This is a genomic window from Streptomyces sp. NPDC059010, assembly GCF_042740355.1.
GTDB lineage: Bacteria > Actinomycetota > Actinomycetes > Streptomycetales > Streptomycetaceae > Streptomyces.
In genome coordinates this window covers 79,812-104,543 of record NZ_JBHYJA010000017.1, presented here as the reverse complement: position 1 = coordinate 104,543, position 24,732 = coordinate 79,812, and the positions used below count along the sequence as shown (strand labels likewise).

Annotated in this window: 23 protein-coding genes; 10 read left to right on the top strand and 13 right to left on the bottom strand. The window is 71.6% G+C overall.

Annotated elements, in window-relative coordinates:
• Nucleotides 1-36: 36 nt before the first annotated feature.
• The 5 genes from ACFWYS_RS20240 (at nt 37) to ACFWYS_RS20220 (ending at nt 5,250) form a co-directional block, all read left to right on the top strand.
• Nucleotides 37-855 (top strand): heme ABC transporter ATP-binding protein, encoded by an 819-nt coding sequence (locus tag ACFWYS_RS20240; protein ID WP_384770451.1) that lies wholly within the window; start codon nt 37-39, stop codon nt 853-855.
• Nucleotides 856-983: 128 nt separating this feature from the next.
• Nucleotides 984-2,141 (top strand): iron uptake system protein EfeO, encoded by a 1,158-nt coding sequence (gene efeO, locus ACFWYS_RS20235; protein WP_384770448.1) that lies wholly within the window; start codon nt 984-986, stop codon nt 2,139-2,141.
• 9 nt (nt 2,142-2,150) lie between these two features.
• Nucleotides 2,151-3,419: an iron uptake transporter deferrochelatase/peroxidase subunit gene (gene efeB / locus ACFWYS_RS20230; RefSeq protein ID WP_384770445.1), complete on the top strand. Its 1,269-nt coding sequence runs from the start codon at nt 2,151-2,153 to the stop codon at nt 3,417-3,419.
• Nucleotides 3,420-3,425: 6 nt separating this feature from the next.
• The gene (gene efeU, locus ACFWYS_RS20225) at nt 3,426-4,298 is read left to right on the top strand and encodes an iron uptake transporter permease EfeU (protein ID WP_384770442.1); all 873 of its coding nucleotides are present in this window, start codon (nt 3,426-3,428) and stop codon (nt 4,296-4,298) included.
• A complete protein-coding gene (locus ACFWYS_RS20220; protein WP_384770439.1) occupies nt 4,258-5,250 on the top strand; it encodes a hypothetical protein in 993 nt (330 codons plus the stop codon). Before efeU ends, ACFWYS_RS20220 begins: the two co-directional genes overlap by 41 nt.
• 25 nt (nt 5,251-5,275) lie before the next feature.
• On the opposite strand, the gene ACFWYS_RS20215 is transcribed toward ACFWYS_RS20220, so the two are convergent.
• Together ACFWYS_RS20215 and ACFWYS_RS20210 are read right to left on the bottom strand one after the other, a co-directional pair.
• Nucleotides 5,276-6,013, bottom strand: coding sequence for a bifunctional DNA primase/polymerase (locus ACFWYS_RS20215; RefSeq protein WP_384770436.1), 738 nt, complete (start codon nt 6,011-6,013; stop codon nt 5,276-5,278).
• Nucleotides 6,014-6,233: 220 nt separating this feature from the next.
• The gene (locus tag ACFWYS_RS20210) at nt 6,234-6,869 is read right to left on the bottom strand and encodes a TetR/AcrR family transcriptional regulator (protein ID WP_384770433.1); all 636 of its coding nucleotides are present in this window, start codon (nt 6,867-6,869) and stop codon (nt 6,234-6,236) included.
• A gap of 107 nt (nt 6,870-6,976) precedes the next feature.
• Here ACFWYS_RS20210 and ACFWYS_RS20205 point away from each other — a divergent pair, with 107 nt between their 5' ends.
• The gene (locus ACFWYS_RS20205) at nt 6,977-7,195 is read left to right on the top strand and encodes a DUF6243 family protein (RefSeq protein ID WP_384770430.1); all 219 of its coding nucleotides are present in this window, start codon (nt 6,977-6,979) and stop codon (nt 7,193-7,195) included.
• 5 nt (nt 7,196-7,200) lie between these two features.
• Here the strand turns inward: ACFWYS_RS20205 and ACFWYS_RS20200 are convergent, their stop codons facing one another.
• The 3 genes from ACFWYS_RS20200 to ACFWYS_RS20190 all read right to left on the bottom strand — a co-directional run bounded on the left by ACFWYS_RS20200 (nt 7,201) and on the right by ACFWYS_RS20190 (nt 10,868).
• Complete coding sequence (locus ACFWYS_RS20200; RefSeq protein WP_384770427.1) at nt 7,201-8,190, bottom strand: small ribosomal subunit Rsm22 family protein; 990 nt, start codon at nt 8,188-8,190, stop codon at nt 7,201-7,203.
• A 204-nt stretch (nt 8,191-8,394) separates the two neighbouring features.
• Entirely contained in the window at nt 8,395-9,594 is a 1,200-nt protein-coding gene (locus tag ACFWYS_RS20195; RefSeq protein WP_384770424.1) for a serine hydrolase domain-containing protein, read from the bottom strand.
• The gene (locus ACFWYS_RS20190) at nt 9,522-10,868 is read right to left on the bottom strand and encodes a multidrug effflux MFS transporter (RefSeq protein WP_384770421.1); all 1,347 of its coding nucleotides are present in this window, start codon (nt 10,866-10,868) and stop codon (nt 9,522-9,524) included. Before ACFWYS_RS20190 ends, ACFWYS_RS20195 begins: the two co-directional genes overlap by 73 nt.
• 88 nt (nt 10,869-10,956) lie before the next feature.
• Here ACFWYS_RS20190 and ACFWYS_RS20185 point away from each other — a divergent pair, with 88 nt between their 5' ends.
• Nucleotides 10,957-12,000 carry a Gfo/Idh/MocA family protein gene (locus ACFWYS_RS20185; protein ID WP_384770418.1) on the top strand — a complete coding sequence of 348 codons (1,044 nt, stop codon included), beginning with the start codon at nt 10,957-10,959 and terminating at the stop codon, nt 11,998-12,000.
• On the opposite strand, the gene ACFWYS_RS20180 is transcribed toward ACFWYS_RS20185, so the two are convergent.
• On the bottom strand, nt 11,987-13,627 hold the full coding sequence (locus tag ACFWYS_RS20180) for an alkaline phosphatase D family protein (RefSeq protein WP_384770415.1): 1,641 nt from the start codon (nt 13,625-13,627) through the stop codon (nt 11,987-11,989). The two genes, ACFWYS_RS20185 and ACFWYS_RS20180, sit on opposite strands and share 14 nt — an antisense overlap.
• A 134-nt stretch (nt 13,628-13,761) precedes the next feature.
• On the opposite strand from ACFWYS_RS20180, the gene ACFWYS_RS20175 reads away from it, so the two are divergent.
• The gene (locus ACFWYS_RS20175) at nt 13,762-14,526 is read left to right on the top strand and encodes an SDR family oxidoreductase (protein ID WP_384770412.1); all 765 of its coding nucleotides are present in this window, start codon (nt 13,762-13,764) and stop codon (nt 14,524-14,526) included.
• 260 nt (nt 14,527-14,786) lie between these two features.
• Here the strand turns inward: ACFWYS_RS20175 and ACFWYS_RS20170 are convergent, their stop codons facing one another.
• Both ACFWYS_RS20170 and ACFWYS_RS20165 read right to left on the bottom strand, forming a co-directional pair.
• Nucleotides 14,787-15,773, bottom strand: a complete 987-nt coding sequence (locus ACFWYS_RS20170) for an aldo/keto reductase (RefSeq protein ID WP_384770409.1) — start codon at nt 15,771-15,773, stop codon at nt 14,787-14,789.
• A gap of 52 nt (nt 15,774-15,825) precedes the next feature.
• Nucleotides 15,826-16,152: a nuclear transport factor 2 family protein gene (locus ACFWYS_RS20165; RefSeq protein ID WP_384770407.1), complete on the bottom strand. Its 327-nt coding sequence runs from the start codon at nt 16,150-16,152 to the stop codon at nt 15,826-15,828.
• Nucleotides 16,153-16,285: 133 nt separating this feature from the next.
• On the opposite strand from ACFWYS_RS20165, the gene ACFWYS_RS20160 reads away from it, so the two are divergent.
• Entirely contained in the window at nt 16,286-16,879 is a 594-nt protein-coding gene (locus ACFWYS_RS20160) for a DoxX family protein (protein ID WP_384770404.1), read from the top strand.
• Between the two features lie 6 nt (nt 16,880-16,885).
• On the opposite strand, the gene ACFWYS_RS20155 is transcribed toward ACFWYS_RS20160, so the two are convergent.
• From ACFWYS_RS20155 to ACFWYS_RS20135, 5 genes are all read right to left on the bottom strand, one after another.
• Entirely contained in the window at nt 16,886-17,437 is a 552-nt protein-coding gene (locus tag ACFWYS_RS20155; protein WP_384770401.1) for a YciI family protein, read from the bottom strand.
• A gap of 33 nt (nt 17,438-17,470) precedes the next feature.
• Nucleotides 17,471-19,156 (bottom strand): hypothetical protein, encoded by a 1,686-nt coding sequence (locus ACFWYS_RS20150; RefSeq protein WP_384770398.1) that lies wholly within the window; start codon nt 19,154-19,156, stop codon nt 17,471-17,473.
• Nucleotides 19,153-20,949, bottom strand: coding sequence for a flavin-containing monooxygenase (locus ACFWYS_RS20145; RefSeq protein ID WP_384770395.1), 1,797 nt, complete (start codon nt 20,947-20,949; stop codon nt 19,153-19,155). Before ACFWYS_RS20145 ends, ACFWYS_RS20150 begins: the two co-directional genes overlap by 4 nt.
• Nucleotides 20,950-21,149: 200 nt before the next feature.
• Nucleotides 21,150-21,866: a response regulator transcription factor gene (locus ACFWYS_RS20140; RefSeq protein WP_384770392.1), complete on the bottom strand. Its 717-nt coding sequence runs from the start codon at nt 21,864-21,866 to the stop codon at nt 21,150-21,152.
• 57 nt (nt 21,867-21,923) lie between these two features.
• The gene (locus ACFWYS_RS20135) at nt 21,924-23,450 is read right to left on the bottom strand and encodes an esterase/lipase family protein (RefSeq protein WP_384770390.1); all 1,527 of its coding nucleotides are present in this window, start codon (nt 23,448-23,450) and stop codon (nt 21,924-21,926) included.
• Nucleotides 23,451-23,603: 153 nt separating this feature from the next.
• On the opposite strand from ACFWYS_RS20135, the gene ACFWYS_RS20130 reads away from it, so the two are divergent.
• Nucleotides 23,604-24,653 carry a hypothetical protein gene (locus ACFWYS_RS20130; protein WP_384770387.1) on the top strand — a complete coding sequence of 350 codons (1,050 nt, stop codon included), beginning with the start codon at nt 23,604-23,606 and terminating at the stop codon, nt 24,651-24,653.
• Nucleotides 24,654-24,732: the final 79 nt, after the last annotated feature.

The window sequence follows — 24,732 nt, the reverse complement described above, 5'->3', positions numbered from 1 at the left end:
AACCGTCCGCAGCCGCCCCCTGCAAGGAGCCCGTGCATGAGACTCCTCCGTCCTCGGCCCACTCCCCCGCCCCCCGCCGACCCCGGCGACATCCTCGCCGAGGCCGAGGGCCTCCGTGTCCGGCTCGGATCTCGCGAGGCTCTGCACGGCGTCTGCGTCCCCGTCCGTGCCGGTGAAGTGCTGGCCCTCGTCGGGCCCAACGGTGCCGGGAAGTCGACCCTGTTGAGTGCGCTGGCCGCTGATGTCCCGGCCGCCGAAGGGGTCGTACGGATTCATGGGCACCCGGCAGCCGACTGGTCCGCGGCCGAGCTCGCGCTGCGTCGGGCCGTGCTGCCGCAGTCGGCGACGCTGTCGTTTCCGTTCGCCGTGGAGGACGTCGTGCGGATGGGGCGTGCGCCCCACGCGTCCTCACCCGCCGAGGACGATCTCGCGCTGGCCGAGGCGATGGCCGCCACCGAGGTGACCGGCTTCGCCCGGCGGCCGTTCTCCGCGCTCAGCGGTGGTGAGCGGGCCCGGGTCGCGCTCGCCCGGGTGCTCGCGCAGCGCGCCCCGCTGCTGCTGCTCGACGAGCCGACGGCGGCGCTGGACCTCCGGCACCAGGAGCTGGTGCTGCGGGTGTGCCGGGAGCGGGCGCGGGCCGGGGACGCGGTGGTCGTCGTACTGCACGACCTGGGGCTCGCGGCGGCGTACGCGCACCGGGTCGCGATTCTGTGCGCCGGAAAGGTCGCGGCGGACGGGCCGCCCGCCGAGGTGTTCTCCGAGCGGCTGCTGTCAGAGGTCTACGACCAGCCCGTCGAAGTGCTTTCGCATCCTCGAACGGGAGCACTGTTGGTGACCCCACGACGCAATCTTTGACGTTCCTTTGACTTTTCCATGGGATCAATTTTGGCCACTTAGGTAATCCTTATCTCCGTTAGGCGAGCCTCACCTTCCTGGATGTGAGGCCCGTCACGCACACTTTCCGGCCACCTCCTGGAGCCTTCATGCGCGCCGCCAGACTCTCCGTCACCACCGCCATCGCCGCCGTGGCGGCGCTGACCGCCGTCACGGGATGCACCGAGAAGGGCAGCTCCGCGGGCGGTGACCGGGTCGTCAACGTGACCTCCACGGACGACAAGTGCGAGGTGTCGAAGAAGGAGTTCCCGGCCGGGCACGTCGAACTCGCCATCGAGAACAAGGGGTCCAAGGTCACCGAGGTCTACGTCCTCTTCCCGGACGACCGCATCGTCACCGAGCGCGAGAACATAGGCCCCGGCACCAAGCAGACCGTCACCGCCGAGGTGAAGGCCGGCGACTACACGATCGCCTGCAAGCCCGGCATGAAGGGCGACGGCATCCGGCAGGCCGTCAAGGCCACCGGCAAGGGCACGGCCGCCAAGCGCGACCCCCGGCTGGACAAGGCCGTCGCCGCCTACCGCGAGTACGCGCAGGCCCAGGCCGACGAGACGCTGCCGAAGGCGGAGGCGTTCGCCAAGGCCGTCAAGGACGGTGACATCGAGGCCGCCAAGAAGGCCTACGCCACCTCCCGTATCGGCTGGGAGCGCACCGAGCCGGTCGCCGAGTCGTTCGGCGACATCGACCCGAAGGTCGACGTCCGCGAGGACGGCCTGGAGCCCGGCCAGGACCCGGCCAAGGACTGGACCGGCTGGCACCGGCTGGAGAAGGCCCTCTGGCAGGACAAGAAGATCGGCGACCGCGAGAAGCAGCTCGCCGACCAGCTGATCACCGACCTGAAGGACTGGCAGAGCCGGGTCGGCAAGGCCGAGATCACCCCGACGAACATGGGCAACGGCGCCAAGGAACTCCTCGACGAGGTCGCCACCGGCAAGGTCACCGGCGAGGAGGAGCGCTACTCGCACACCGACCTGGTCGACTTCAAGGCCAACGTCGAGGGGGCGGAGAAGGCGTACGAGCTGCTGAAGCCGGTCGTCAAGGAGAACGACCCGGCGCTGGTCACCGAGCTCGACAAGCAGTTCGGCGCGCTGAACACGCTGCTGGACAAGTACCGCGCGGACAAGTCGTCGTACGACTTCACCTCGTACGACAAGGTCGGCGAGGCCGACCGCAAGGAGCTGTCGGACGGTGTCAACTCCCTCGCGGAGCCGCTGTCCAAGCTCGCCGCCGCCGTCGTCGTGAAGTAGGGGCCGACCATGACTGAATCAACGGAATCGGCTGAAGCAACGACTGAGGCGACCACCTCCCGTCGTGCGCTGATCGGCTGGGGCGGTGCCGGGCTCGCGCTCGGTGCCGTCGCGGCCGGCGGTGCCGTGGCGATGACCCGTACGGGCAACGACGTGGATCCGGCCGCCGCCGCGACGGGTGCCGCGATCCCCTTCCACGGCGAGAAGCAGGCGGGCATCGCCACCCCGGTGCAGGACCGGCTGCACTTCGCCGCGTTCGACGTGAAGACCGACGACCGCGCCGAGTTCGTGCAGATGCTGAAGGACTGGACGGCCGCCGCGCGCCGGATGACCGCCGGGCACGCGGTCGGTGAGGGCGCGTACGGCGGTCTGGCGGAGGCGCCGCCGGACGACACCGGTGAGGCGCTGGGGCTGAAGCCGTCGCGGCTGACGCTCACCATCGGGTTCGGCCCGTCGCTGTTCGAGAAGTTCGACCTCGCCGGCCGGCGGCCCGAGGCCCTCGTCGAGCTGCCGCACTTCTCCGGCGACAACCTCGACAAGAACCGCAGCGGCGGCGACCTGTGCGTCCAGGCCTGCGCGGACGACCCGCAGGTCGCCGTGCACGCGATCCGCAACCTGGCCCGCATCGGCTTCGGCAAGGTCGTCATCAAGTGGTCCCAGCTCGGCTTCGGGAAGACCTCCTCGACCACCCCCGAGGAGCAGACCCCGCGCAACCTGATGGGCTTCAAGGACGGGACACGGAACATCGCCGGGACGGAAACGGACCGGCTGAAGAAGTTCGTGTGGGTCGGCGAGAAGGACGGCCCGGAGTGGATGGCCGGCGGCTCGTATCTGGTCGCCCGGCGCATCCGGATGCACATCGAGACCTGGGACCGCACCTCCCTGCAGGAGCAGGAGGACATCATCGGCCGCGACAAGGGCGAGGGCGCCCCGGTCGGCAAGGCCAAGGAGCGCGACAAGCCGTTCCTGAAGGCGATGCTGCCCGACGCGCACGTCCGGCTCGCGCACCCCGAGTCCAACGACGGGGCGACGATCCTGCGCCGCGGCTACTCCTTCACCGACGGCACCGACGGCCTGGGCCGCCTGGACGCGGGCCTGTTCTTCCTGGCCTACCAGCGCGACCCGCGCACCGGGTTCATCCGGATCCAGCGCAACCTGGCCATCGACTCGCTCAACGAGTACATCCAGCACGTGGGTTCGGCGCTCTTCGCGGTCCCGCCCGGCGTCCGCGACAAGGACGACTGGTGGGGCCGGACGCTGTTCGGGAAGGAGGCGTAGAGGCCCGTGTTCTCCAACTATCTGATCGGACTGCGCGAGGGCCTGGAGGCGTCGCTCGTCGTCTGCATCCTCATCGCCTATCTGGTGAAGACGGACCGCAGGGACGCGCTCAAGCCCATCTGGATCGGCATCGGCGTCGCGCTCGCCCTCGCGCTCGGCTTCGGCTGCGCGCTCGAATTCGGCTCGCAGGAGCTGACGTTCGAGGCACAGGAGGCGCTCGGCGGGTCCCTGTCGATCCTCGCCGTCGGCCTGGTGACGTGGATGGTGTTCTGGATGCGGCGCACCGCCCGGCATCTGAAGGCCGAGCTGCACGGCAAGCTGGACGCGGCCCTGCAGATGGGCACGGGCGCGCTGGTGGCGACCGCGTTCCTGGCGGTGGGCCGGGAGGGCCTGGAGACGGCCCTGTTCGTGTGGGCGTCGGTGCGCGCGGCCGGTGACGGCAGCCCGCGCCCGCTGGTCGGCGTCGCCCTCGGCATCGCCACGGCGGTCGTGCTGGGCTGGCTGTTCTACCGGGGCGCCCTGCGCATCAACCTCTCCAAATTCTTCACCTGGACCGGCGGCATGCTGGTCGTCGTGGCGGCGGGCGTGCTGGCGTACGGCTTCCACGATCTGCAGGAGGCCCGCTGGGTACCGGGCCTGAAGACGCTGGCCTTCGACATCAGCGACACCATCGATCCGTCGAGTTGGTACGGCACCCTGCTGAAGGGCGTCTTCAACTTCCAGCCCGATCCGACCGTCCTCCAGGTCACGGTGTGGCTGCTGTACTTGATCCCGACGCTCGCCCTGTTCCTGGCCCCGGTAGGGTTCGCCTCCGGGAAGGGGAAGGTGAAGGCACCTGATGAGCAGGGAACGCGGCCCTCGAAAGCTCCGCAGGCTTGACCGGAGCGCACTGATTGCGGCATCCGTGACCGCTTTGTCGTTGACGGCGAGCGGTTGCGTGGTGGTCCACGGGGAGCGGGAGATCCTCCCCTCGGCCACCAAGGCGGAGGCCGCCAAGGCCCTCCAGCAGTTCACAGCCGCGTACAACAAGGCGGACAAGGCGTACGACAGCTCCCTGGACGCCGACCATGTGACCGGCGCCCTGAGCGACATCGACAGCGCCCGGCTGAAGGCGGGCAAGGCGATCAGCCCCGGCGGCAACCCGTCGCACACCCCGCTGAAGCTGTCGGACGTCGAGTACACGATCCCGAAGAAGGCGGGCTGGCCACGCTGGTTCATCGCCGACGCGGCCGCCAACAAGTACGGCAGCGCACGCTGGATCTTCGTGTTCACCCGGGGCGGCCTGGCCGAGCCGTGGGAAGCGACGTATCTGACGCTGGTGGCCCCCGGCGACCTGCCGAAGTTCAAGACCGACAAGGACGGCTGGGCCGAGGCCGTCCCCGCGAACTCGACCGAACTGGCCGTGCCGCCGGAGGGCTTGAGCAAGGCGTACGCCGGCTACCTCAAGGACGGCACGGGCGCCTTCGCGCCCGGTCGCCACACCAGCGAGTGGCGTGCCGACCGGGAGAAGGACGCCAAGCGGCCGGGCCGGGTCAGCCAGTTCATCGACGAGCCGCTGACCGAGGGCGACTACGCACCGCTGGCGCTGCGCACCACGGACGGCGGCGCGCTGGTGTTCTTCACCACGCGCTACTACGAGAAGCAGACGGCCTACGCGGGCACCAACATCCCCTCGCCGGGCAAGGGTGTGGAGGCGCTGACGACGGGCGAGATCAAGCAGTCGCTCACGATGGAGATCATCTCCAACGAGGTGGCGCTGGACCCGAAGGGCTCGGGGAAGGTGCAGGTCATCGGCCGCACCCAGGGCCTGACGTCGGCGAAGGGCGAGTAGCGCCGCCGCCTGCGGTGGCGGTGACTCAGTGGCGCAGGGGCCAGGCCGCGGGGATGTGGTCGGGCTCCTGGCCGGCGTGGCGGCCGCAGGCGTCGGTGAGGACTTCCAGCAGGCTCAGCGGGTCGGGCAGCGGGTGTTCGAGTCCGCGTACCCAGTGCACGGTCTGTCCGTCGCCGGGCAGTTGGGCGGGCGGTACGAGGACATACGACCCGCGGCAGTGCCAGCGCAGTCCCGGGTGCTCGTCCATGGTCTCGGGGTGGCAGTCCAGCTCGCACGGCCACCACTCGTCCTCGACCTCGGGGGTACCGCGGGTGAGGGTGAAGAACAGCAGCCGGCCGTCGTCGCTCTCGGCGACCGGGCCGACCTCGATCTCCGCGCCGAGCAGCCGCTCCAGCGCCTCGCGCCCGGCCTCCAGCGGTACGTCGAGGACGTCGTGGACCATGCCGGTGGCGGTGATGAAGTTGGCCTGGGGCTGATGGCGGGCCCAGCGCTCGATCTGGGCGCGGTCGGTGGTGGACTGCGTCTGCCAGGCGAAGGACACCGGGTGCCTGGCGGGGGTGGGACAGCCGACGCGGTCGCAGGAGCAGCGGTAGCCGGGGGCGGGGTGCGCGGCGGGCGCGAGCGGCAGGCCCGCTCCGGCGGCGGCCAGCAGCAGGGCCTCGCGACCGCCGCTGTCCGCGGCGGCCTCCTTCGGGCGGCGTCCACGCAGCCACTGGGAGAGTTTGCCCTGCAGGCCGGTCCGGCCGCCCAACTCCGCGCTCATGTATCGCCTCGCCTCGCTGTCGTGCGGAACAGCATGCCCTATGGTCCCACCATCGTGCGCCTCGGGGGGCCGTAGCGGATAACCGGGCCAGGTGGGGCGAGGTGTACACAGCACCGTGATCAGGGGTAATGGGCAGCTTTGACAGGATTTACACCCCTACCGCGTGACGTTCCTGCCGCGTGACGTTCCTGCCACCTGACACCCCTACCGCCCGACGTCCCTACGGCGTGCGCGGTGCGATGCCGTGGAGTGCGTACTCGACGAGGGTGTCCGTGTACGCGTACGAGATCGGGCCCGTGTACTGGAGCCAGCGCTGGGCGAGGGGTGAGACCCAGAGTTCGAGGGCGATGCGCGGGTCGACCTCCTGGCGGACCTGGCCGGCCTTCTGGGCGGCGCGCACCCGGTCGACATACAGCTGGAGCGAGGGTTCGAGGAGCTTGGTCATGAAGATCCGGCCGAGCTCCTCGTTGACCACACCCTCGGCGGCCAGGGCGCGGGACGGGATCTCGAAGCGGGGGTCCTTGAGCTGGTCGACGGTGAGGCGCAGTACGGCCTTGAGGTCGGCCGCGAGGTCGCCGGTGTCCGGGATGGCGAACTCGTACTCCGGGCCCGCGTCCCGGGACGCCTGTTCGCTCAGGGCGAGGAAGGCCTCCAGCAGGACGTCCGCCTTCGACGACCACCAGCGGTAGATCGTCTGCTTGCCGACGCCGGCGCGGGCGGCGATGCCCTCGATGGTGGTCCTGGGGTAGCCGACCTCCCCGACGAGGGCGAGGGCGGCGTCGTAGATGGCGCGACGGGACTTCTCGCTGCGGCGGCTGGAGTTGGGCTCGGACTGGGCGGACTTCTGGGCTGCCATGGCTCGATTTTAACAGGTTGACAAGACGGAGCGTCTCGCCGACCCTGAAGGGGCTTGATGCGAGACGATACGTCTCGGTTTTTGGTGAACGACGAAAGGAGCCGGTCATGGCCCGAAGCGGAGCCGGAAACATGCTGGGAGTCGGCGGGACGCGGCACAACCTCGGCCGCAACGCGATGCGCGGCGGCAGCCGGGGCAACCGGATCGGCGGCGGGACGGACCCGACGGCACAGAAACGGGAGCTGTTGCGCAAGCTCCAGGAGCGGCGCGCGGAAGAAGGGGAAGGAGAGGCGAGGGCGGGAGCGCAGGACGAGGAGACGTCCTAGTCCCGCTACTCCGTCGCCGGCGGCCAGGCGTCGCCCCAGTCCGCGTCGCGGGCCGCCTTGTAGAGGTCGCCGTGGCGTTTGGTGACCGTGGTGCGGCGCAGGGAGGGTTCGGTCTCGCAGAGGTCGAGGAGGACCTGGCCCTTGCGGATCTGGGGTTTGCGTACGACGCGGGCGGGGGCCGGGGTGACCGGGAGGCGGGTCGCGGCGACGTAGCTGAACTTCTCGTCCTCGTAGGCGAGGGAGCCGCCCTTGATCTTGCGGTGGAGCGAGGAGCGGCTGACCCGGGCCGAGAAGTGGCACCAGTCCGTGCCGGGGACGATGGGGCAGGCGGCGCTGTGCGGACAGGGTGCGGCGATGTGGAAGCCGGCGCTGATGAGGCGGTCGCGGGCCTCGATGACGCGGGTGTAGCCGTCGGGGGTGCCGGGTTCGACGATCACGACGGACTGGGCCGCGGCGGCGACGGTGTCGATGAGGGTGGTGCGGTCGGGGGCGGTGAGTTCGTTGAGGACGTAGGAGACGGTGACGAGGTCGGCGGGGTCGAGGGTGAGGGCCGATCCGATCCGCGCTCGCTGCCAATGGGCGTTCCTCAGCGCCGGGTTGGCGGTGGCGATGTCCCGGCCGATGGCCAGGGCGGGCTCGGCCCAGTCCAGCACGGTGACGCCGCGCTCGCCGGGCCAGGTGGCGGTGACGGCCCAGGTCGCGGCGCCGGTGCCGCCGCCCACGTCGACATGGCTGGCGGGCACCCATTCCGGCACGGCCTCCGCGAACGCCTCCAGCGCCGCGCGCACCGCCTCGAAGGTCGCGGGCATCCGGTACGCGGCGTAGGCGGCCACGTCGGCGCGGTCCCGGAGGATCGGGGCGTCGGTGGGGGTGGCGCCCCGGTAGTTGGCGATCAGCCGGTCGACGGCCTGGGCGGCCTGGCGGGGCGGGAGGCCGTCTAGAAGGGTGGCGAGCCTGCTGCGGAGGGCGTCGGCCGGGGGTACGGGGGCGTTCACCCGGCGATTCTACGAGGACGCCGGCGCTGGCCTCGCAGTTCCTCGCCCCCGCCTACCCGGAGGGGCTGAATTTGGCGGAACTCACCGCGTTTTCAGCCCGTCCGGCGTTTGAGGACGAGGCCCTTCGGGCCGATGCGGGGGTCTGGGGGCGGCAGCCCCCAGGGACGGGAAGGGTAGGAGCGGCGGGGGCGAAATCCTCTGCCGCTATCGCCCCCGCACGGCCCGTGCCAACCGCGTCCCCGCCCTCGCCCGTGGCCGGCTGTCCGCCCCCCGCCTCCGGGGATGGACCGTGTTCGCCAGCAGTACCAGGAAGGTGTCTGTCGCCGGGTCCAGGACCAGGGACGTTCCCGTGAAGCCGGTGTGGCCCGCGGCGCCCTGGCCCGCCAGTTCTCCCATGAACCACGGCTGGTCGACCGCGAAGCCCAGGCCGGGTGGGGTGAGCAGGAGGTCCACGAAGTCGGGGCCGAGGATGCGGGCGGGGCCGTATGAGCCGCCGGAGAGCAGGGTGCGGCAGAAGACCGCGAGGTCGCGGGCGGTCGAGAACAGGCCCGCGTGGCCTGCGACGCCGCCCAGGGACCAGGCGTTCTCGTCGTGGACGACGCCGCGGAGCATGCCGCGGTCCGCCTTGGCCCACGGGCGGCGTTGGTCCTCCGTCGCTGCCGCCGCCGGGCAGGGGCCGAAGCGGGTGGCCGTCATGCCGAGCGGGCGGGTGATGCCGTCGTGGATCAGGACGTCGAGGGTGCGGCCCGTGATGCGTTCCAGGACGTGTTGGAGCAGGAGGAGGTTCAGGTCGGAGTAGCAGTAGGTGCCGGGGACTCCTATCGGCGGCTCCGCGCGCAGCAGTTCCATGCGTTCCGTGTCGTCCGCGCAGTCGTACAGCGGGAGCTCGGGGCGCAGTCCGGACGTGTGGGTGAGCAGCTGACGCACCGTGATGTCGTGCCGGGACGCCGCCCGGAAGTCCGGCAGGTACGCCCCGACCCGCGCGTCGATGCCGAGTGTGCCGCGCTCGATCTGCTGCACGGCGGCCACCGAGGTGAACAGCTTGGTGAGGGAGGCCAGGTCGAAGAGGGTCGACGGGGTCATCGGGATTCGGGAGTCGGGCGCGAGCTCCACGCCCGCGTCCTTCTCCTCGTCGTAGGACGCGTATCGCACCGCCCAGCCCGCCGCCTCCTCGACGGCGAGGTACGGCCCCCGCCCCACGGCCAGCACCGTACCGGCCGCCCAGGGGCGGGAGCCGGTGGTGAGGTCGTGGACCTCGCGGACGAGATGACGGATCTCCTCGGGGTCGAGTCCAGCCCTTTCCGGGGTGTCCCCGCGCAGTCTCGGCGCGCTCAGCTCTCTGCTCCCTCCGCACCCACCCGACCGTCCGAACGTCTGTCCGCACGTGTGTTCCAGGGACGGCACATTCCCATGAAGCAGGTCAGCGCCACCAGTGCCGCGGCCAGTTGGACGACGGCCATCGGGACGGCGGTGTCCTCCCCGGCGACGCCCACCAGGGGCGAGGCGACCGCTCCGATCAGGAAGGACGACGTACCGAGAAGGGCGGACGCGGATCCGGCGGCGTGCTTGGTGCGCAGCAGGGCGAGCGCCTGGGTGTTGGGGAGCGTCACCCCCATCGCGGACATCAGGACGAACAGCGCGGCGGCCACCGGCAGCAGCCCGGCCTCGCCGAAGACGCCGACGGACATCAGCAGCAGCGCCGCAGCCGCCAGGATCACCACCGTCAGGCCCGCGCCCAGCACCCGGTCCAGGCTGACCCGCCCCACCAGCACCTTGCCGTTGATCTGGCCGACGATCACCAGCCCGACCGAGTTGAGCCCGAACAGCAGGCTGAAGGTCTGCGGCGAGGCCCCGTAGATCTCCTGGACGACGAACGGCGACGCCGCTATGTAGGCGAAGAGGGCGGCGAAGGCGAACCCGCCCGCCAGCATGTACCCGGCGAAGGCGCGGTCGGCGAGCAGCCCCCGCATCGCGCGCAGCGCCTCACCGACCCCGCCGCCGTGCCGGTCCTGCGGCGCCAGGGTCTCGGGGAGCCGCCGCCAGACCAGCCCGGCGAGCAGCGCGCCGACCACCGTGAGCACGACGAACACGCCCCGCCAGTCGGTCACCCGCAGGATCTGCCCGCCGATGAGCGGCGCCACGATCGGGGCGGCCCCCGAGATCAGCATGAGGGTCGAGAAGAAGCGGGCCATCGCCACACCGTCGTAGAGGTCGCGTACGACCGCCCGCGCGATCACGATCGCCGCCGCGCCCGCGAGGCCCTGCGCCAGCCGGAACGCGACCAGGAACTCGATGGTGGGTGCGAACGCGCAGAGCGCGGTGGCCACGATGTACACGGCCAGCCCTGCCAGCAACGGGCGTCTGCGGCCCCATCGGTCGCTCATCGGGCCGACCACCAGCTGCCCGAGCGCCATACCGGCCAGACAGGCGGTGAGCGTGAGCTGGACGGTCGCGGCGGGCGCGTGCAGGGCGCCGGTGACCTCGGGGAGCGCCGGGAGGTACATGTCCATCGCCAGCGGGGGTGTGGCCGTCAGACCGCCGAGGATGAAGGTGACGAGGAAGCCGGTGCGGCGGAGGGATCGGGTGGAAGGTCCCTTCGCCGCCGGTGCCGCCGACCGCGGTACGTCGTCTGTCGTCGACTGCGGTACGTCCGGTATCGGCCCCCCACGGTCCCCCATGCGCCCCTCCCTCTCCAAGTGATCCGCCCTCTATGCTCTCAGCTCGTACAGAGTGCCTAGGGTCACATGAGCGAGGGGTGGGGCCGCAGTGGCGGAACGGAACGTGCGGTGGGGGATTCTGGCTACCGGCGGGATCGCGGCCGCCTTCACGGCCGATCTGGTCGATCTGCCCGACGCCGATGTGGTGGCCGTCGCCTCGCGGCGGCAGGACTCGGCCGACGCGTTCGCCGAGCGGTTCGGGATACCCCGGGCGTACGGCGACTGGGACGCGCTCGCCCAGGACGAGGACATCGATGTCGTGTACGTCGCCACCCCGCACTCGGCACACCGCACGGCCGCCGGTCTGTGTCTGGAGGCCGGGCGGGGCGTGCTGTGCGAGAAGGCGTTCACGCTGAACGCGCGCGAGGCGAGGGAACTCGTCGCACTGGCCCGGGCGCGCGGCAGCTTCCTGATGGAGGCCATGTGGATGTACTGCAATCCACTGATCCGGCGTCTCAAGGCGCTCGTGGACGACGGCGCCATCGGCGAAGTGCGTCATGTCCAGGCCGACTTCGGGCTGTCCGGTCCCTTCCCGCCCGCGCACCGGCTGCGGGACCCGGCGCAGGGCGGGGGCGCGCTGCTGGACCTCGGCGTCTACCCGGTCTCCTTCGCCCAGCTGCTGCTCGGGGAGCCGTCGGACGTGACGGCGCGCGCGACGCTGTCCGCGGAGGGCGTCGACCTCCAGACGGGAGCCCTGCTCTCCTGGGAGGGCGGCGCGCTCGCCTCGCTGCACTGCTCCATCGTCGGCGGTACGGCCACCTCGGCGTCCGTGACCGGCTCGGGCGGCCGTATCGACGTACCGAACGGCTTCTTCTTCCCGGACCGTTTCGTGCTGTACCGCGACGGCCGTGACCCCGAGGAGTTCACGGCCGACCCGGCGGACGGGCCCCGGGGCAGTCTGCGCCACGAGGCCGCCGAGGTGATGCGGGCCCTGCGCGCCGGGGAGACGGAATCCCCGCTGGTCCCGCTGGACGGCACGCTCGCGGTGATGCGGACGCTCGACGCGATCCGGGACCGCGTCGGCGTCCGCTACCCGGGCGAGGCCCCCGACGGGGACGCCGCGCCCGAGGCACCCGCGCTCACGCCGGTGTGAGCCCCGGCTCCCCGGCCTCCGTGACGAACGACGCGGCCGTCGAGATCGGCGCCCCGGGCCGGGTCACGTACGCCACCGTCTTGAAGTCGGCCCGGGCCTGCTGCTCCCCCAGCGCGACGGTGACGTAGCCGCGCCGGCCGTTGTAGAACTTCATATGCGGGTTGGCCTGCATGTACATGTCCCAGTTGGCGGGCTTGTCGATGCCGTCCCGGCCGCTGGCGATCGAGGTGGCCACGATCTCCGTGCCGAGGGTGGTGGAGGCGGGGTCGTCGAAGTCGTCCTTGATGTCGAAGCCGTAGCCGACGTGGACGTCACCGGTGAGCACCATCAGGTTCTCGATGCCGGCCGCCTTGGCCCCGTCCAGCACCCGGCGCCGGGAGGCGCGGTAGCCGTCCCAGGCGTCCATCGACACCCGGGCGGGCGCGGTCGTCTCGAACTTGCGCTGGGAGAAGGTGACCTGCTGCGGTACGACGTTCCACAGCGCCGTGGAGTCGCGCCAGCCGTCGAGCAGCCAGCGCTCCTGGGTCTCGCCGGTCATGGTGCGCGCCGGGTCGTCGACGTCCGGGCCGGGGATCTGGGAGCCGTCGCCGTAGGCCTGGTTGGAGCGGTACTGGCGGGTGTCCAGCACGTCGAACTGGGCGAGCCGGCCCCACTGCAGGCGCCGGTAGAGCTGCATGTCGGGGCCCGTGGGCTGCTGGGGGCTGCGCAGCGGCTGGTTCTCCCAGTAGGCCCGGTAGGCGGAGGCGCGGCGGAGCAGGAACTCCTCCGGCGGGACGTTGTTCTCGGGGATGTCGTCGGCGTAGTTGTTCTCGGTCTCGTGGTCGTCCCAGGTGACGACGAAGGGGTGCGCGGCGTGTGCGGCCCTGAGGTCGGGGTCGGTCTTGAACAGGGCGTAGCGCAGGCGGTAGTCCTCCAGGGTCACCGTCTCGCGGTTGAACACCGCGGGGAGGGTGCGGTCGGTGTAGTTGCGGTAGCCGCCGACGGAGTTGACCGCGTACTCGTACAGGTAGTCACCGAGGTGGAAGACGACGTCCACGTCGTCCTGCGCGAGATGCCGGTACGGCGTGTAGTAGCCGTCGGTGTAGGCCTGGCAGGAGACGGCCGCCAGGGTGAGCGAGCTGGTCGCGGCGTCCGCGAGGGGCGCGGTGCGGGTGCGGCCCGTCTCGCTGATCCAGTCGCCGGTGCGGAAGCGGTAATGGAAGACGCGGTCCGCGTCCAGGTTGTCGACCTCGACGTGGACCGTGTGGTGGAACTCGGGGTGCGCGGTGGCGGTGCCCCGTCTGGCGATGCGGCTGAACTGCTCGTCGTGCGCCAGCTCCCACTGGACGGTGACCCGCTCGGCGGGCAGTCCGCCGTCGGGCTGGTACGGGGCGGGGGCCAGGCGGGTCCACAGGACGACCGAGCCGGGCAGCGGGTCGCCGGAGGCGACGCCGAGGGTGAAGGGGTTGTCGGTGATCTTGCGCGGGTCGAGCCGGGCGGCGCTCGCCGCGCCCGCGGCCGGCAGATTGACGGCGAAGGCGAGCGCGGCGGCGGCGCCGGTGAGGGTCAGGAAACGGCGGCGGCCGATGTGCCGGGCGGCGGCACGAAGTTCGGGGGTGTGCTGGGGCGCGTCTGGTGTGATTGTCATCCGGTCCTCCCCTGCCTGATGGATGCATGAGGCATTGGAGTGGCCGGGGACGACACTCGCTTGGCGCGTACACAACACCCGGATGGCGGATGGATGAGTTCCGGATGGCGGACCCTCGCCTACGCTGCGGGCCCATGACGAACAGGCAAACGGACACGAGGATCGCCGTGGTGACCGGCGCCGGATCCGGCATCGGACGGGCGGTCGCGACGGAACTGCTGCGCGCGGGCTGGGCGGTGGCGCTGGCGGGGCGGCGCATGGAGACGCTGGAGGAGACGGCGGGGCTGGTGCCCGACGGGGCCGCTCTCGCCGTACGGACGGACGTGGCGCGGCAGGAGGACGTGGCCGCGCTGTTCGCCGCCACCGTGGAGCGGTTCGGGCGGGTGGACCTGCTGTTCAACAACGCCGGCACGTTCGGGCCGGGCGGGGTGCCGTTCGAGGAGCTGTCGTACGACGCGTGGCGGCATGTCGTGGACACCAACCTCAACGGGGCGTTCCTGTGCGCGCAGGCGGCGTTCCGGCAGATGAAGGAGCAGGACCCGCACGGCGGCCGGATCATCAACAACGGCTCGATCTCCGCGCACACACCCCGCCCGCGCTCGGCGCCCTACACGGCGACCAAGCACGCGCTGACCGGCCTGACCAAGTCGCTGTCGCTGGACGGGCGGCCGTACGACATCGCCGTCGGCCAGATCGACATCGGCAATGCCGCGACCGACATGACCGCCCGGATGCAGACGGGTGCGCTGCAGGCCAACGGGTCCGTGGTCCCCGAGCCGGTCATGGACGTCGCCGACGTGGCGCGGACCGTCCGGCACATGGCGGAGCTGCCGCTGGAGGCGAACGTGCAGTTCGCGACGGTGCTGGCGACGGCCATGCCGTACGTGGGACGCGGCTGAGGCTCCGGCGCGCCCCCCGTCACCTCCACAACTTGCACAATCGGAGTATCTAATTCCGCTGCATCGCGGCCGGTCGGGGGCATATGCTCGACTCCACGCGCACCAGAGCTTCACATTTAGAGCACAAGGCTTCCGCAGGCCACTCCGAGGGGGGAGGCGGCAGCCGTTCCACGATCACCGGGTGGGGGTGGATCTCGCGTGGGACCGCGAGGTACACACCGGTGCGTGGAACGGCTGCCGCACCGTCGGGACGGTGACGCTCAACGGCCGAGGATGCGCTCCACGTCGGCCAGCTGATCGGCGGTGAGCGGGCCCTTCGCCAGCGCGCCCGCGTTCTGCTCGGCCTGCGCGACGGAACGGAACCCCGGGATCGGTACGGCGCGGGGGCTGCGCGCCCACAGCCAGGCCAGGGCACCCTGGCCGAGGGTGCGGCCGCCGCTGGTGAGCACGTCCTTGAGCGCGTCGACGCGGGCGACCCAGTCCGGGGCGGCGCCCGACCCGTCCTCGAAGCCCTGCAGCCACTGCGGCGGCCGGCTGCGGATGTCCCCGGCCTCCAGGGCCTGACCGCTCCTGCGCTTGCCGGCCAGCAGGCCCATCGCCAGCGGGCTGCGGTTGACGCTCGCCAGCTCCAGTTCCTCGCACAGCGCGAACATCTCCGGCGCGTCCTGGAGCACATTGGCCATGTGCTGTACGGCCGCGCAGTGCTCCCCGCGGGCGAAGACGGCGGCGCGGGCCGGGTCGTCGGTGCTCCACGCGTAGGCACGGATCAGCCCCTCGCGCACGAACTCCTCGCAGACGTCGCGGAGTTGGGCGGCGCGCTCGGGGTCGGCGTCGGACAGGTGCAGCTGGTAGAGGTCTATGTGGTCGGTGTCGAGCCGCTTGAGCGAGGCGGTCAGCGCACGGCGGGCGTACTCGGGGGTGTCGTCGGCGCCGGTGAGGGTGCGGGTCTCCTCGTCGAAGACGTTGCCCCACTTGGTGGCGACGACGACATCGGCGCGGCGCTTGCCCAGGGCGCGGCCGAGAACGCGTTCACTGTGCCCGGCGCCGTAGGTGTCCGCGGTGTCGAAGAAGGTGACGCCCAGGTCGAGGGCGCGCCGGACCGCCCCTACCGACTCCTCGTCGTCGACCTTGCCCCAGCCGAGCGGCTGCCCGTCGGCGGACTGCCACTCACCGCCGATGGCCCAGCAGCCGAAGCCGAGCGCGCTCACCTCGATGCCGGTACGTCCCAAAGTCCTCTTGGTCTCCATGAGGCAGGACGTTAGAGGTTGGAGTGCACACGAGGGCAAGCGCTTGCACCCGTTACGCCTGACCGGTCTCGAAGCGGGAGATCCTGCCGTCGTCCTCGATCTCGAAGTGCCACCGGGTGCGCATCTCGCCCCAGGCGTCGTTGCGGTAGCTCGCCAGGAGGTCTCGGCCGTGGTTCGACTCGTTGTCGACCTCCATGTGGCCGTGGGACGAGAAGATCTCCCGCTCGATCCAGTCGGCGAGGTCGCGGTCGGTGCCGTCGTCCGCCATGGTCGCGCCGGGCGCGAGGATGTTCAGGAAGCCCTCGCGGTCATGGGCGTTGACGGCGGTGACGAAGGCACGGACGGCCGGGTCGCTGAGTTTGGACGTCTGAATCGTCATACCGGTCAGACTCACACCGCCCCCGGCGGTCCGCCACCCGAACGGCCGCGAAGGCGGGCCGGTTGGGTGTCTTCGGTGCCACGGTGGATACGCGGGAGGGGACCTGTCCCTGCTGACTGTTCCGGGAGTCGCTGTGAGTACTGAGAGTGCGGTGTGTGCCGGGAAAGCCCTCGGCCGACGTGATCTGGGCCTGCTGCTGCTCCGGCTGGGTACCGGCGGAGTGCTGGTCGCGCACGGCACCCAGAAGCTGTTCGGCTGGTTCGGCGGCCACGGCATCCACGGGACCGGCCAGTTCATGGAGTCGGTCGGCTACCGCCCCGGCAAGATGAGCGCCACCGCCGCGGGCCTCGCGGAGACCGGCGGCGGCACCCTGCTGGCGCTGGGACTGGCGACGCCCGCGGCGGGCGCGGCGGCGGCCGGCGCGATGGCCGGGGCGTCCGCGGTGCACGCCCCGAACGGCTTCTTCAACCAGGGCGGCGGCTACGAGTACGCCGCCACCCTGGGCCTGGCCGCGACCGGCCTGGCGATCACCGGCCCCGGCCGCCTCTCCCTCGACCACGCCCTGGGCCACGTCCTCGACCGCGGCTGGATGGTCCCCACCGCTCTCGCGGCGACGGCGGCGGTGACGGCCCTGGTGGTGGGGGCGCGGAACAGGAGGCTGGACCGGCCGGAGAAGGAGGACGGAGCGGCGGCGTTCGAGGGACAGGAGCCCTTGTTCGGCGAGTAGGCGGGTTCAGGTCCGCCGCCCGCCGAACTCCCACGCATGCACCTCGATGTCGGCGTACCGGTCCGGGATCAGCACGGCGCGTGCGGTCTCCGGGTCGGGCGCCCGCAGCAGCACGGCCGTGCCCAGCCAGGCGGTGCCGTCGTCGGACAGCAGAGGCCCGTACGCGATCAGTGCGTCCCGGTCGGCCGGCCCGGCGAGGTCGGCGGCCTGTCCCGCGCCGAGGCCGAGCACCAGGTACCGGTTGCCGCCGCTCGGGCCGCCGGGGAAGTCCCACATGGTGCGGCCCAGCAGATTGCGCCACCGGCGCACCAGCACGTCCCGGTACACGCCCGCCTGGTGGTTGGGCTCGTCGAAGGCGAACGCGCGGGCGGCGGCGGCATCGGGCAGGTCGACGATGTGCACACTGCCGGTGGGGGTCTCGCCGTCGGCGGCGAAGGTGGGGCCGCGGGCGATCATCTCCTTGGCGTACCGGTCCATGTAGGACCAGTGCTCTTCCAGCAGTTCGTCGCGCAACGCGAGCGAGCCGGGCCGGTCGCGGTGGTAGCAGAAGTACTCCATGTCTCCAGACCCTCACCGACGCACGGCGGCATCTCAACCGGTTTCGGGAGCGCCCGGGGACCGGTGGCTCTCCCCGCCGGTACGGCTCCGCCGCGCGGGCGTCAGCCGCAGCACCGTCCCGTCCCCGTTCGCCGAGAGCAGCAACGCCCCGTCCGCCCCCGCCGCCAGCCCGGCGAACCGACGGGCCATGCCCGGCATCCCGGCTGCGAAGAGCGCGGGTTGCGCACGCGGGACCACTCCCGGCGGCGCCCCGACCGGCAGGTCCTCCGCGTCGACGCGGGTCTCCCCCGTGGTCAGCGACACGGCCCGCAGCCTGCGCGGTCCCGTCTCCACCACGAACAGTTCGTCCCCCAGCACGGCGAGCCCCTGCGGAGCGTCGAGCCCGGCCACGACGACCGCCACCGCCCCGTCCGCCTCGATCCGCAGCACCGCGCCCAGCCGCTCGTCGCTGACGTGACAGCGCCCCTCGGCGTCGAAGGCCACGTCCACGGGCAGTTCGAGCCCGTCCTCGGCGAGCACGGTGACGGCGTCGTCCGCCGCGACGGCCACGACCCGTCCCGCGTCCGATTCGGCGACGACGAGCGAACCGTCCGGCGCGAGGGTGATGCCGAGCGGCCGGCGCAGTCCGCCCGCCCTCTCCCGCGTGGCGCCGGTCCCGGGGTCGTACGTCCGGACCTGCCCGAACTGCGAGGTGAGGTGCAGGAGTTCGCCGTCGGCCACGATGCCGTGCGCGAAGTGCAGCAGGGCGTGGGTGGTGACGCCGCCCTCCCGCGAGGGCTCGGGGCGGGCGACGCGGTAGTGGTCGGCGGCGTAGACCCGCCCGCCGAGGTCGACGGTCACGCCGTACGGTCCGTCGAGGCCGCGCGGCACGAGCTCACGGGTGCGGCCGTCGGGGTGCATCTCGGTGACGCCGCCGCTGGCGTAGCTGGAGACGAACATGCGGTTCTCGGCGTCGAAGGCCGCGTTGTCCAGTCCGACGACCCCGCTGGTGACGAGGGTGCGCGAGCCGCTGCCGTGCAGGTCGATGCGGGTGACGATGCCCTCGGGTCCGCGGGAGAGCACATGCAGCACCCCGCCCCGGTCGAACCGCACGGCGACCGGTTGGTGGACGTCGTCCGCGACCACCTCGGGCACGCCCCCGTCCGGCGGGATCCGCCAGACCTGGCCGGTGAGCAGGGGGTTCCGGCCGCTCGTCATGTGCGGGTAGTACAGGTGGCCGTCGGGGCCGAGCTGCATGGCGTTGCCGAGGGCGAGCCCTTCGGTGAGCACCACCGGGTCCCGGCCGCCTGTATGTCCGGGGCTGTCGGGGAAGAGCTCCAGCAGACGGCCGTCGGGCTTCATCTCGTTCACGAACAGCCGGTCACCGACACAGGTGATGCCGTTGGGATTGGCCACCTCACCGGAGACGAGCGTGTACTCCCCGTCCGGACTCCGCCGCCACACCCGCCCCGGCACCAGATCGGCGATGTACATCGAGCCGTCCGCACCGAAGGCGAGGTCGTCCGGGGACTGGACAGGACTGTCCATCGGTACGACGACCTCCACCTCCCCCGTGGCCGGGTCGACGGCGCTGATCTGCCCGGCGAGGAACTGGGCGACGTACAGCCGCCCGTCGGGCCCGAAGGCGACGCCGTTGGAACCCCACAGCGGGTTGGGCGGGTTGAGCCGCTCGACGGCCAGGCGGGCGCTGGTGGCGGACCGGTCGCCGTACCTGCTCACGCCTCGTCCCCGTCCACGAGCACCTCGCGCATGCCGCCCTCCGACCGCCAGCGCCGCAGCAGCTCGTGGAAGGCGACCGGGCCGTCGCCGTACGACTGGCTGCGCTGTCTCGGGCTGCCCTCGTTGTTGTAGTAGCCGGGCGTGCACTCGGTCTGGAACTTGTAGAGGTCGGCGGCCTTCTGACGGATCGTCGCCACCCAGGCGTCCTGTGCCTCGGTGCTCGGCTCGACGTACCGGGCCCCTCGCCTGCGGGCCTCCGCCACGACCTCGGCGACGTGGGTGGCCTGTTCGTCGAGGATGTGGACGTAGTTCACGGCGGAGGCGTTCTGCAGCGGGCCGAGGTGGAAGAGGTTGGGGAAGCCCTGGCTGTAGAACCCGTGCAGTGTCCGCGGGCCACCGCTCATCCAGGTCCGCAGCAGATCGGCACCGCCCCGGCCGTACACCGGCAGCCGCCCGGAGAGCACTCCGGAGACGCCGACCTCGAAGCCGGTCGCGAAGATGATGCAGTCGACCTCGTACCGCCTCCCGCCGACCACGACGGCGTTCTCGGTGATCCGCTCCACGCCGTGGGTGTCGGCGGTGTCCACGAGGGTGACGTTGGGGCGGTTGAAGGTCTGGAGGTAGTTGTCGCTGAACGTGGGGCGCTTGCACATGTAGCGGTACCAGGGCTTGAGCTTCTCGGCGGTCTCCGGGTCCTCGACCATGGCCTCGACCCGGGCCCGCAGCTCGTTCATCTTCTGGAAGTCGGCGATCTCGTAGGCGCGTTCGCGCTCCTCCGCCGGTACGTCCGCGTAGGCGTTGGTCGGGATGAGCTTCTCCTGGAGCCGGGCGCTGGAGGTCCAGGCATCGTCCACCAGGTCCTCGTCCTGCCGTACGCCGGTGACGACCTTGAGGAAGTTCTCCCTGCGGCGCCGCTGCCACCCGGGCTCCAGGGTGTTCGCCCACTGCGGGTCGGTGGGCCGGTTGCCGCGTACGTCCACGGTGGACGGGGTGCGCTGGAAGACGTACACCTGCGCCGCGTCCGACCCGAGGTGCGGTACGACCTGGATGGCGGTGGCGCCGGTGCCGATGAGGGCGACACGCTTGTCGGCGAGCCCGGTCAGGCCGCCGTTCGCGTCGCCGCCGGTGTAGGCGTAGTCCCAGCGGCTGGTGTGGAAGGTGTGACCGCGGAAGGTCTCGATGCCGGGGATGCCGGGGAGTTTGGCCTGGCTGAGGGTGCCGCTGGAGACGACGACGTACCGCGCCCGCATCCGGTCACCGCGGTCGGTGGCGACGATCCACTCCGACTCCTGCTCGTCCCAGCGCAGTTCGGTGACCTGGGTCTGGAAGCAGGCGTGCTCGTAGAGGCCGAAGCGGCGGGCGACGGCCCGCGCGTGCTCGCGGATCTCCTCGCCCGGGGAGTACTTCCACCTGGGCACGTAGCCGAGCTCTTCGAGCAGCGGCAGATAGATGTACGACTCGATGTCGCAGTGGATGCCGGGGTACCGGTTCCAGTACCAGGTGCCGCCGAAGTCCCCGCCCTTCTCCACGACCCGGATCTCCCGCACACCGGCCTGCCGCAACCGCGCCCCGGCGAGCAGCCCGCCGAAGCCGCCGCCGACGACCACGGCCTCGACCCGGTCGTGCAGCGGCTCACGGGTGAACTCCGGGTCGGCGTGCGGGTCTTCGTCGTACGCGCCGAACTCCCCGGCGATGTGCCGGTACTGGCCGCCGCCGTCGGGACGGACACGGCGGTCCCGCTCGGCGCGGTACTTGGCGCGCAGGGCTTCGGGATCGAAGTCCAGGTCGGGCATGGAGGGGCTCTCCTCGGTCGTGGGGCCGGCCGCGGGCAGGGCCGGCCGGGACAGGGGAAGTCGGGACCAGTGAAGCGAAGCGGGCTGACAGCTCCCAGACATATCCCGGACACGTGATCAATGTGACCCGGGACACAATGCGCTGATGGTCATCTGCTCACGACCCGTCCGCCGACGGCCGTCTGCTTACGGCCGCCCGCCTACGGCCGTGCCGCCCGGCCCAGCCAGTACCCGAAGCCCCTGCGGGTGTGGATGAGCGCCGCCTGCTCGGCGTTCACCTTGCGCCGCAGCCGGGACACGAGTCGCTCGACGGCGCCGTCGGTGGGCGGTTCGTCCCAGACATGCCGGCCGATCTGCTCCTTGGACAGCACGCGTTCGGCGTTGACCAGCAGACAGCGCAGCAGCCGGTACTCGGCGGGCGTGAGCTCGATGGTGCGCTCGCCGCGGCGGGCCCGGCGGGTGGCGTCGTCCAGTACGAGGTCGCCGTAGCGCAGCGCGCCGTCCCATCCGGCGGACTCGCCGGTGCGCACCAACTGCCGTGCCCGCGCGAGGACTTCGGCCACTCTGCCCGGGGCGCGACCCGGCTGTCCGGCCATGCCGGAGCCACCGCCGGGGCCGCCCCCGGGGAGGCTGCCGAGGAACTCGCCGCTTCCGGTGAGGAGCAGGACGGCCGGGCGGTCGGGGGCGAGGAGGCGGCGGCTGTGCCGGAGCGCCTCGGTGTCCGGCAGCGTCACATCGAGGATGACCAGATCGAAGCGGCGCTCGGCGAGCAGGGCGGTGGCCTCGGTGCCGCGGCCCACCGTGACGGTCCGGTGGCCGGTCAGCTCCAGCAGCGCGGAGAGCGGCTCGCGGGTGCGGGGATCGCCGAGGACGAGCAGGACATCCGGTACCGCGTCGGTCGACGGCGGTTTCGGCATACGGTCAGTTTACCTGCGGGTTGCCTGAGGCAAGTAACGGTGCTTCCCGTCCGCGCCTCACGTCCAGGGCGTCGCGACGAGCCGGATCCTCGCGTCGGCGCCGACGAGGCGTGCGGTGGTGGCCGGCAGCGGGATGTGGGCGATCCAGCGGCCGGCGGTGGGGTCCTCGTCGGAGCGGGGCGAACCGGCGACCTGGTGGTCGCGGATGGCGCCGTCGATCTCCGAGTTCCAGGTGGCCCAGATTTCGGGACCCGCGTCCGGTGGGCCGACGTCGATGACCAGGGTGTCGGAGAAGTCGGCGGACTGCTCCAGGTGGTCGCCGAGACCGAGGAAGCCGCCCCGCTCGCGCAGGGAGATGAGCCGCAGGTCGAGGATGAACCGCATGGGCTCGTCGGTGGCCGTGGGGGCCCGCAGACCGCTGTTGAGGAAGGTGGTGGCCAGTGACACCGAGGCGTCCTCGCCTTTCCGGCGTCCGTCGAGCTGGATGGGGCACCAGTGGGCCGCGAGCCGCTCGTGCATCATCACGGGCAGCCCGCGCACCGACAGCCGGGTCTCGGCCTGCCACACGATGTCGTCGTCATCGGGCAGCCGGTAGCCGACCAGCGACGCCTCGATCCGGGTGTCCCCGAACAGGAACCGCCGCAGGTTCTGGTAGCCCTCCTCGGAGTTGACCATGCCGTAGCGCCCGCTGTGGCTGCGGTGCACGAAGGCCCGCTGGGCGCCCGGCACATACGCGTTCTCGATCTGCACGAGTCCGTCGCTGTGCGGCCCGACGGCGGCCGAGGACAGGCCGAGGGCGACGTCGTAGTCGGCCGGGTTGGTGCCCACCAGGCAGAAGATCCGCTCGACGGGCAGCGCCCCCGGCCCCTGCGGCATCCGACGGGCGTCCCACCCGCTGGGCGGACGGGGCGCCCGGTCCAGCTCGGCCTGCGGGGTGAGGTACTCGTACATCCGCCGGGGCCCGAAGATGTCCGCGCCCTGGATGCCGAGCGTGTCCCGCGCCTTCTCCAGCAGCCCGCCCCCGAGGTCGAAGGAGATGCCACCGTGCGGGGTGCCGTAGGTGAAGAACTTGGCGACGCAGTCGGCGGCCTGGCGCCCCTGGTCGGGCAGGATCTTCTGGAGCAGGCAGCGGCAGATCATGCCGCCCATCGAGTGGGCCACGAGGATGACGGCGGGCGCGCCGGTCTTCACGCGGAGTTCGTCGATCAGGTCGCGCAGATCGGCGGCGGCGTCCTCCAGCCGGTACTCCTGAGGCTTGCCGCCCCAGGTCGTGGCCGAGCGGTCGTAGAAGCGGTGGATCCAGATGGTGTCGGGGCGGACCTCGTTCGCCTGACGGGCGGCCAGATAGGCCCGCTGGTTGCCCTTGACGAGGAGGTCGTAGCCCTCTTCCTGCATCAGCCGCAGCAGCGGGCTCTCGAACTGGCGGAAGAGCGGCTCGTTGTCGGCGCCGACCCGGACGTGGGTGGAGCCCTCGTTGAAGCCGTAGAAGGGGTCGTCCACGGCCTTGTTGATCCCGCTCGTGCCGCCGGCGAATCCGCGGACGTAGACGATGGGGAGTTTGCGGTTGTCGCGGTTGTCGTCCACGCCTTGCCTCCAGAATGCCGGGGTCCACCACTCCTGAGTAGATGAACTCCGGAACATCGGCCTCCAGGAATAGCCCGGAACGGTGATGGAAGTGGCGGGCCAGGTGGGGGCGTGTCGTACTGGAGGTTCCCGAGGGAAGGCACGGAGGCCCGGATGTCCGCGCGGCAGAGGATCAATCTCGCGCCCTGGCTGGAGCTGCCGCTGACCGTGATCTCCCGGCTGCGCACCCAGCTGGCCATGGCGGAGAGCGGCGGCGCGGGGGACGTCGACGGCCGGCGCCGGGCGGTGCTCGACGGGGCGCGGGGGCATCTGGACGAGGCCGAGCAGGCATGCCTGAACGTGCCGAGGTTCCAGCCGAGAGCCGGCACGCTGGAGCGCATCTGGTCGAATATCCGGGCCGCCGACGCCGATCTGCTCTCCATCGCCTCCGACGACGAGGTCCGCGCGAGGACCCCCGAGATCCTGGGCATGGTGCGCCGGAACCTGTCGGAGACAAGTCCCCAGCGGGAGGCCGTGCAGGACGTCGCCGACAAGGTCGAGGCCGGTCAGGCCCCCCTCACGGACCGGGACCGCAGCATCCTGGTCAGGGCGCTCGCCTTCGCCTACGCGTCCCTCGGCGGCAGGCACCGACGCGTACGCGTCCTGGCGGACCTGCTCTGGATCTTCACGGGAGCGGCGATCCTGGGCCTGATCGCGCTGGCGGTGTGGGGCTACGCCGACGAGGACGCGGTGGACCTGTGCTTCCAGCCGCAGCCGCCCGGCAACCGGGTGGTCTGCCCCACCGGCGAACACCAGGTCCCGCCCGAGGGCCCGCCCCCCATGGCCGAGGCCCCCGCCGTCACGGACGTCGTCACCAGCAAATACGCCAGGAACCAGGACGTCCTCACCGTGGAGTTCGCGGGGCTCATCGGAGCGTCCCTCACCGTGGTCACGGCGGTGCGCCGGATCCAGCCGGACCACGCCACCCAGTACCAGTTCCGTCTGCCGCTCGCCGCCGCCGTACTGAAGTTCCCCATGGGCGCCCTGTCCGCCGTCGCCGGAATCCTGCTCATCAAGGGCGCCTTCGTCCCCGGCCTGAGCAACCTCGACAGCTCCGCCCAGATCATCGGCTGGTCGATCGTCTTCGGAGCGGCCCAGCACCTGGTCACGCACATCGTGGACCAGCGGGCGGAGGAGGCGCTGAGCGGCGTACGGAAGCCGTAGCGGCGAGGCGGCGCACGAACCCGTGCGACGGACCTGCCGCCCTTCCCCGTAGAGCAGACGACAGGCATCCGTCTGCGGG